Below are 9,275 nucleotides of genomic sequence, written 5' to 3'. Positions count from 1 at the left end.
GTGATTTTATTCATCTTATCTTTAACTCAACCATTTTAAAACCCACTTACAAAAAGATCCCTATAAACCTATGTCTTGCAAAGAGGGGAATAAAAACCACCATTGCCTAATTCCCCTCTTTACAAGAGGGGTGGCAGCCATAGGTTGACGGGGTGTTTTAAAATCTCCACCATGCGCTATTACTTTTTCTGCTTAAAGACAGATGATGGATTGCGCCAAGTGTGTCCAAGCTCAGCAATCATCTTATCGGCTTCAACAAGACCAAATGAGCCACTTGGATAAAAGCTTAATAAGTCTTTACCATGCTTTTGCACATACTGAATAATCGGGTCAATGATATTCCAACAGGCTTCGACCGCATCATTTCGAGCAAACAGCGTATTATCGCCCTGCAAGGCATCGAGAATCAAGCGCTCATAGGCAGTTGGCATTGATTTCTGTGCAAAGTCAGAGTAGTAAAAGCCCATATCGACTTCATGCGTTTTAAAGCCACTGCCTGGTTCTTTGGCAGCAAAGCTTAATTTAATGCCCTCATCCGGCTGAATACGAATCACCAATTGATTTTTAAATTTGGTAATCTTTTGCACTTGAGAGAAGAACGGATGAGGTGTGGCTTTGAAATTAATCACCACCTCAGACACACGCTGATTCAAGCGCTTACCAGTACGCACATAAAACGGCACATTATGCCAACGCCAATTATCAATAAAAAAGCGAATCGCGGCATAAGTTTCCGTTGTTGAGTTTGTAGCAACACCCTCTTCATCGCGGTAGGCACCTTTACAAACACCTTGCACACAGCCTTCTTGATATTGTCCTGTGACAACATTCTCTTTAATATCTTCAGCAGTCTTAAAGCGACGAATCGATTGAAATACCTTTAAGGTTTCATTACGAATTGAATAAGCATCCATCTTTGCCGGTGGCTCCATGGCGACAATGCCTAATAGCTGCAACAGGTGATTTTGTATCATGTCACGAATCGCCCCATTTTGATCATAGTAACCAGCACGCGAGCCCAGACCAATTGCCTCATTGGCATAAATCTGAACGTTCTCAATATGTGAAGCATTCCAAAGTGGCTCAAAAATCGCATTAGCAAAGCGAAATACCAATAGGTTTTGAACGGTTTCTTTCCCTAAATAATGATCAATACGAAACAACTGTGACTCTTGATAATGCTGCAATAAATGCGCATTCAAAGCTTGAGCACTTTGCTCATCTGTGCCAAAGGGCTTCTCAATAATAATGCGTTTATAACCATCGCTTTCGTCATTAAGCCCAAGCTTGGCAATATGCTGTGGAATCTCATAGTACAAGCTCGGTGGCGTTGACAAGTAAAACAAAAAATTATGCTCAAGCTTGTGTGTTTTACACAGTGCCTTTAAGCGCTTTTGTAAACAGACATAGCCTTCATCTTTATAGACATCTATCTGCTGATAAAACACTTGTGCCAAGAACTTATCGATCGCTTTTTTTTCTTTTGGATGCTCCTCCAGCAATGCTTCTTGCATTTTTTGACGAAAACGCTCATCATCAAACTGGCTACGCGACACCCCTAATACAATATTGCTTTTACTTAAGTCTTTTTGCTGATAAAGACTAAATATTGCCGGCATTAATTTGCGTGCGGTTAAATCCCCAGAGGCGCCAAAAATGACGATAACTCCGTTTGCTAGCTTCTTTTGCATTAAGCTTCTCTAGTTAGTGATCAAACGCCGTTAGTTATATCATTTTTTACTGGTAATTTCATCTGCTGATTGCTTTGATCCTGAGAATAAATTAAGACTTAAGCCATGAATTAAAGATTTGAACATCTCGCTCTGATAACGTGCCTGCATCAAGCTTAAGTTGCAAGACATCGGTCACATATTGGTATTTCGCCGTCGCTAACAATGACATGCTTTCATATAATTTTTGTAGCTGATCTAATACCTCAGTAATGGTTGAACTACCCACTTTATAACGCGCTTGATATTGCTCATATGCAGCTTTTGCTGCAATTACTGATTGCTTATAGGCTTCGATTTGTTTGACACCAGAGACTACATTATAAAAGTCAACCTCAATATTCTGAGTGATGCTGCGTTGCTGATCAAGGGTGGTAAATTCAGCTGCTTGATAATCAAACGCCGCTTGCTTTCTAGCGGCATAATCACTGCCACCATTTAGAATATTCCAACTAAAAGTTACACCAACATAGCCATTGCTATAGTTACCTAAAGGCAGGGTTGCTGCATCTGTTGCAAAACTATTACCAGAGTTATCATTGACACTATAATTTGCCATCAAACTGACATTTGGCAAGAAATTACCCGTTGATGCAGACCACGTTTTCGCCGCTGCATTTTGCGTATAAATCTGCGCTTTGAGATTTGGGTTACTGGCATGTGCACGCTTAACCCACTCGTCAATATTATCAGGTGCCGGATTAGTGAAATTAACATTACTCTTTAAATCAGCCAATGATTTATTATCGACACCCGTGTATTGATACAAAGCATAATAAGCTGACTCAAGACTGTTCTCAGCCGCCTTTAAATCCGCTAATGCACTATAGTAATTTGCTTCAGCAGTCTTAACATCAACACTGGTTGACATCCCAACTTTAAGCTTGAGCTTTGATTGATCTAATGTGCTTTTAACAGATTTTAATTTCTCTTTTAAAAAGACAACCTGCTCTTTAGCATTAAGCACATTAAAGTATGCTGTTGCCACATCCAGAATAAACTGCTGCTTTTGTGCATTATAGGTTTCTTCAGCACTTAAGGCACTTTGTTTTGAGGCTTGATAAGTCTGATAATCACCATAGTTGAAAAGTGTTTGCGTGAGCGTGATACCTGCTGTATAGCTGCGATAACTGCCACTTTCTGGTGTTGTCTGAACCTGATTAAGTGTGGCTCCTGCGTTTAAGCCGATATTTGGTAGCAAAGCACCCAAGGCAATGGGCTCGGCCATTTTACTTGATTGCATCGTGTAAAAGTCAGCTTTATATTGCGGAGAGTTATCAAGTGCTTGTTGGTAAACTTGCATCAAATTTTCAACAGGTGCTTCAGTGGCTGCCATAGCAGCACCCGAGCTTACAATAATTGATATTCCAAGAAGTGTTTTTATTTTAAAGGTCATACCTTTTCTTCCTAAGTTTAATGTTCGATATAGCACCTTGCTATTATAGTCTGTCTTTTACCCATTCATGCACCGAAGTCATCGCTTTTGGTAAATTTTGTGGATCATTGCCACCTGCTTGCGCCATATCAGGGCGCCCACCACCTTTACCGCCAACTTGATTTGCAATGAAATTGATTAATTCACCGGCTTTTATCTTATCCGTAATTGCTTTACTCACACCTACGGCAATTTGTGCTTTACCTTCATTTTCAGTAGAAAGTGCAACAACTACTTTGCTTTTTTGTGCTTTGTATTGATCAATTTTTTCACGTAGCACACCCATATCAACATTTGGTAATAGCGCTGAGACCAGTGTGACATCATCAATTTGTGCTTCATTAATAGCAACAGCATCGCCTGATGAAATTTGCTGTTTTAAACCTTTAATCACCTTATCTTGTGCCTTGATTTGCTGCTGCAATTTCAACAATTTATCCAAGACATTATCATCACTAGATTTTAAAAGCTCATGAATTGTTATTAATGTCTCTTCTTTTTCCTCTATATAGTTCTCAGCATAAAGCCCTGTGACTGCTTCAATACGGCGCACGCCAGAAGCAATACCACTTTCAGCGGTTATTTTAAATAAACCAATATCACCCGTTTGGGTGACATGCGTCCCTCCGCAAAGCTCAATAGAGAAATCGCCAACGCGCAATACACGCACGATATCACCATACTTCTCACCAAAAAGTGCCATCGCACCCATATCTTTTGCCGCCTCAGGCGACGTCTCTATCGTTTCGACAACAAGGTTTTGACGAATAATCGCATTGACTAAATGCTCTACTTCTTTTATTTGCTTTGTCGTAACTGCTGATGGGTTTGAGAAATCAAAACGTAATTTATTACACTCTACCAATGAGCCTTTTTGCTCAACATGACAACCAACAATTTCGCGTAATGCTGCGTGCAATAAATGTGTTGCGGTGTGATGCGCTGCCGTTGTTGTACGTTTATTAGAGATTTGTGCGGTCACTTCATCATCAATAGCGAAACTTCCCTTTGTTATCTTACCAATGTGTAAAAATGCAGATCCTGATTTTTGCACATCCTCAACGGTGAACTCACTACCTAATGCCTCAATCACACCTTTATCGGCAACCTGTCCACCAGACTCCGCATAAAAAGGTGTTTGATTCAAGATAACAACACCTTCTTGCCCTGAAATAAGTTTATCTGTTTTTTTGCCCTGACTAAAAAGCGCTAACACCTGTGCATCAGACACCGGCACTGAGTAACCAACAAAAGTTGTCTGTAAATCTGTCTTGATCATTTGATTATAGTCAACACCAAATTTACTGGCTGATTTTGCTCGCGCTTTTTGCGCTTCCATAGCGTTTGTAAAGCCTGCTTCATCAACCGTTAAATTGCGCTCTCTGGCAATATCCGCTGTTAAATCCAATGGAAAACCATAAGTGTCATATAGCTTAAATGCCGTCTGTCCTGAAATCACATTGCTATCAAGTGTGGCAATTTCTTCTTCAAGGATTTTCATGCCGTGACTTAGCGTTTTTTCAAATTGTTCTTCTTCTTTCTTTAAGACATCTTCAATTAACGCCTGCTTTTCTTTCAAAACGGGATAGGCTTCAGCCATCACAGCAACCAATGTTGCCACTAGTCGATAAAAGAAAACTTCCGTTGCTCCTAGCTTATAACCATGGCGCACGGCTCTACGAATAATGCGACGCAATACATAACCACGCCCTTCATTTGAAGGTAAAACACCATCAACAATTAAGAAACTGCATGCGCGAATATGATCTGCTAAAACTTTAAGCGATGGATTATTGATATCTTCTGTGACCACAATCTTTGCTGCAGCATTAATAAGTTTCTGGAATATATCAATCTCATAATTACTATGCACATGCTGCAATACTGCTGCAATGCGCTCAAGCCCCATCCCCGTATCAACCGATGGGTTAGGTAGATTCTCTAAGGTGCCATCGATTAAGCGGTTGTATTGCATAAACACCAAATTCCAGATCTCAATATAGCGATCACCATCCTCCTCAGGCGTCCCAGGAGGACCTCCAGCAACTTCTTGACCATGATCATAAAAGATTTCAGTGCATGGTCCACAAGGTCCTGTATCCCCCATTGCCCAAAAATTATCTTTAGCACCTATGCGAGACAAACGCTTAGGATCAACACCTACTTCATTGATCCAGATATCTTCTGCTTCTTTATCTTCTTCAAAGACAGTCACCCATAGTTTCTCTTTAGGGAGCTTCAATACTTCCGTGAGATACTCCCAAGCATAGGAAATAGCATCACGTTTAAAGTAATCGCCGAAACTAAAGTTACCTAACATTTCAAAAAAAGTATGATGGCGCGCGGTATAACCGACATTCTCTAAATCATTATGCTTACCACCTGCACGCACACATTTTTGTGAGCTAACAGCACGTTTATACGATCTCTTATCCGCGCCCAAAAAAACATCTTTGAACTGCACCATACCAGCATTTGTGAATAATAAGGTTTCATCATTCACTGGCACCAGCGATGAGCTTGCTACCTCCTGGTGTCCTTTGGATTTAAAAAAGTCAATAAAAGACCGTCTAATTTCATTAGTTGTAATCATGCTTGCTCTACTGGTGTCAATTTAAAATTCAAAATCGACGCTTAGTTTACTATAGAATCGCAGCTTGGCAAAAGTAGTTAGCGCAAAATTTCTATCATTGACTATACTTTCAGGCGCACGACAAAATAATTTTACAGGAGTTTGCCATGAACCAAAAATTTCATTTATGGGTATTTTTAACTTTCTGCATATCATGCATTGCATCACAATTTGTGTATGCAGCCATTTCCGTCTCACCGCTTAGACTTGAATTTGGTGATGGCAATAACATGAGTAAGCCGCAAAATATTCTTATCAAAAACATTGGAACTAAAGTGGCTTTTGTCAAACTCAAAATTTTAAGCATCCAAAATTTAAACACCAAAGATCGTCAAGAAGTTCCATTAGAAAATAAAAGTAGTAATGGTGTTTTTTTCTTACCTGATAAATTAATTTTAAAACCTCAACAATCAAAATTAGTGCGTGTCATGATGACGGAACCAGCTACTGATAAAGATAAAATTTTTCTGATTGAATCAACCGAGGTTGAAAGCTTAGACAGTAAGGTCAAAACAAAAGCTCAAATTATTTATGCAACTTCGGTGATTGTCCACGCAAGAAATGCAACCCCTAATATAAGTGCATCGCGTACTGACCATAATGTAATATTGAGTAATAGTGGCAATACCTCAGCTAAAATCACGTCTCATATGCAATGTGATGATAAAGATGAAAACTGTCAAGATCCGCGCATTGTCATGCAGCTACTGGCTGGTCAAACTGTCACGGTTACAGTCCCTTATGCAAGGCCTTTGACTTATGATGTTCGCTACCTTGATCAAAAACTTACACAAAGCTCTAATTAGGGCAATTTTCATCTATTTACTTCTCTGTCAAAACATTGGCTTGGCAAGCGATCAGCATGAGCTAAATACACCACTTAGCGCGGCAAGCATTCCTTTAGAGTTTCAAGAGATGGCCGAAGATTTTTTAAATGAAGTCAGTGTTTACTACAATGGTAACTTGTTAGGTGACTTTAAAATTGAAATCATTGATGGCAAGCTGCAATTCACCGAACCCAAAAAGTTGATTGGCAAAATCAAAGGCTTAGCTAATCCATCAGAGATAATGACACGCCTATCATTACCATTTGATACAAATACCACTTACGCCTGCCCAGATAAAAAAACAGGTATCCCAGTTTGTTCAAACTTTAAAGCAAATAAACTTTCCATTGTTTTCAACCCCGATTGGTTTCGTGTGGATTTATTTATTCCTGCAAAGTATCTTACAACATTATCACAAAACAATTACCTCATTAAAACACCAGGACTTACGTCACCTTCTTGGCTTAATAATTTCCTTCTTACGGCTGCGGGCAAATTTAAGGATATCCAAACAGGTTCTGGCACTCAAACACTCTTTAACACAGGCGCTATTTCAAGTGGCAATCTAGCGCTAAACTACCAACTAGCAACAACGAGAGTATCAAACAATGGTACATCAACGATCAATAATCATTTCAATGAACTTGCGGCAACTTATTATCTTGATCGTTATCAATATCAAACAGGCTATTTACAAACATCAGGGAATTACTTTGTCACCAATCAACGTATTTTGGGTGTTGGAATAAGTAGTAATAAAAATTTGCTTAATCAAAGCTACTTATATAAATATGCTCAAAACCTAAGCTTATATTTAGATAATCCTAGCCAAGTCAGTATTTATAAAGATGGTGATCTTATCAGCTCTGCTGATTACCCTGCTGGCTTACAACAAATAGATACTTCAAATCTACCTTATGGCTCTTATCAAATCAAAATTGTCATCACAGATTTCTTGGGTGCAACAAAGGAAATTACTCAATTTTTCTTTAAGAACACTTCTTTGCCACCAGCACAATTTCCAGATTTATTTATCTATACCGGCTATTTATCTAATACAACCTCTAATAACAACTATTTTCCCGATTACCAAAATGATGCCTATGTGCTTAACTTTGGTTCCAATCTAAAGATTAGCCGACATTGGGGCGCTAAAGCGGCATGGCTTCAAGTCAAAGATAACATATTCCTTGATTTTGGACTTTATGCCGTATATAAAAATACCTATTTTGAGCCCTCATTTTTACTCAGTGCACAAAATGATTATGGCGCTGCTTTAAATATTAATTATCAACATAATGATTTTCTTAGCAGTAATTTTTTTATTCGTTCGCTTTGGGCAGAAGAAACCACAGATCAACAGACACAAATACCAGACCTATTTACAACAACAAATACACAGCTCAACTATTCCTTATCACTTAATTATAATCAACATAATGCCGTCTTAAGTAGCACATTAGACAAGACACAAGGAAATCCCATTGATTATACATTATCGACTTCTTATAACTACCCTGTCTATTCAACAAAATCACTGAAGGCTTCACTTGGTTTTAGTACTAATTACGCTAAAAACGACTTTAGTATTGCCACAAATATTACGATTACCTTTGGCTCAACTCACTGGGCAACGACCGCATCCAATCGCTACAATTCAGCCAACAGTACATTGAGCAATGAATTAGCTGTTGCTTATAGTACACAAGAGAGCAACAATATTAGCAATGCCTCCTTAAATTATATAAATGAAGACAATAATAATGGTCTATCCGCATACTTGTATCAACAGTCTGAAAACATCTTATTACGTAGCAATTTAAATTACAGCAATACGAGTGAAGCTATTTACAACCTAACCTTAAGCTCTGCTATTGCGTGGAGTTATCCATTTAGCTTTGGTGTAGGTTATATTGCAAATACACAACCACTCCCCGCTGGCACACTTATCTCAGTGAGTAGCTCTGATGGAGATGACGGCCAGTTTGAGGTCTATGACTATACGCGCAATATTGGAAAGCTTGATCTAAATCAAACCAAATTATTTCCATTAGAGGCATTTCGTGAGCATAAAATATCTATTCGATCTATCTCCAATAATGCTTATGAATTTGAGGCTGATACCAAAAATAATACGGTAATGCCCGGCAATATTCTTAATAATCATTGGCAAGTTATTCAATATATTACCGCATCTGCCACCCTTGTTAACAAAGATAAAAAACTAATTGCAAATGCTTACTTAGTAATCAATGATAATATCTACTCATCAGATAGTAACGGTTTTGTCTATTTTGAATATCCAAATAGTAGTGATCAATTACTGTTTACTCTACCATCGGGAGATAAATGCTCTATTATGAACATCCCTAAAACACCAAGTAAAACAAGCTATATTCTCAACATTGGCACCATTATTTGCCATTCAACCAATAGCAATTAACTGTGACTTAAGTCATAAAGTCTCAACATTGATTCATAAATGTCTTTTTTTTGATCAGTTTATTTGATTTAATCGCGCCAAAAGCTATATTCACAGTGAGACAAACACTAATTAAGTTTGTTCTAACATAAATTAAGAACAAAACAACGTAAATATTTTTGGCAATGCTGCCAACACCGTGCGTAAGATAGTTTATAAAATTTTTTTC

5 protein-coding genes are annotated in these 9,275 nt (G+C 38.3%); 2 read left to right on the top strand and 3 right to left on the bottom strand.

Annotation, left to right across the window (positions count from 1 at the left end):
* Positions 1 to 179: 179 nt before the first annotated feature.
* The 3 genes from zwf to alaS all read right to left on the bottom strand — a co-directional run bounded on the left by zwf (position 180) and on the right by alaS (position 5,758).
* Positions 180 to 1,691: a glucose-6-phosphate dehydrogenase gene (zwf, locus tag ACY10D_RS09990; protein ID WP_487000586.1), complete on the bottom strand. Its 1,512-nt coding sequence runs from the start codon at positions 1,689 to 1,691 to the stop codon at positions 180 to 182.
* Between the two features lie 91 nt (positions 1,692 to 1,782).
* A complete protein-coding gene (locus ACY10D_RS09985; RefSeq protein WP_487000585.1) occupies positions 1,783 to 3,126 on the bottom strand; it encodes a TolC family outer membrane protein in 1,344 nt (447 codons plus the stop codon).
* 43 nt (positions 3,127 to 3,169) lie between these two features.
* Positions 3,170 to 5,758: an alanine--tRNA ligase gene (gene alaS, locus ACY10D_RS09980; RefSeq protein ID WP_487000584.1), complete on the bottom strand. Its 2,589-nt coding sequence runs from the start codon at positions 5,756 to 5,758 to the stop codon at positions 3,170 to 3,172.
* A gap of 146 nt (positions 5,759 to 5,904) precedes the next feature.
* Here alaS and ACY10D_RS09975 point away from each other — a divergent pair, with 146 nt between their 5' ends.
* Both ACY10D_RS09975 and ACY10D_RS09970 read left to right on the top strand, forming a co-directional pair.
* Complete coding sequence (locus ACY10D_RS09975; RefSeq protein WP_487000583.1) at positions 5,905 to 6,603, top strand: fimbrial biogenesis chaperone; 699 nt, start codon at positions 5,905 to 5,907, stop codon at positions 6,601 to 6,603.
* The gene (locus ACY10D_RS09970; RefSeq protein ID WP_487000582.1) at positions 6,557 to 9,067 is read left to right on the top strand and encodes a TcfC E-set like domain-containing protein; all 2,511 of its coding nucleotides are present in this window, start codon (positions 6,557 to 6,559) and stop codon (positions 9,065 to 9,067) included. The genes ACY10D_RS09975 and ACY10D_RS09970 overlap by 47 nt, the downstream gene beginning before the upstream one ends.
* Positions 9,068 to 9,275 lie beyond the last annotated feature (208 nt).

The organism is Cysteiniphilum sp. (assembly GCF_057495195.1).
Note: the sequence above shows the minus strand (reverse complement) of the source record. Positions and strands in the feature narration are given on the sequence as shown.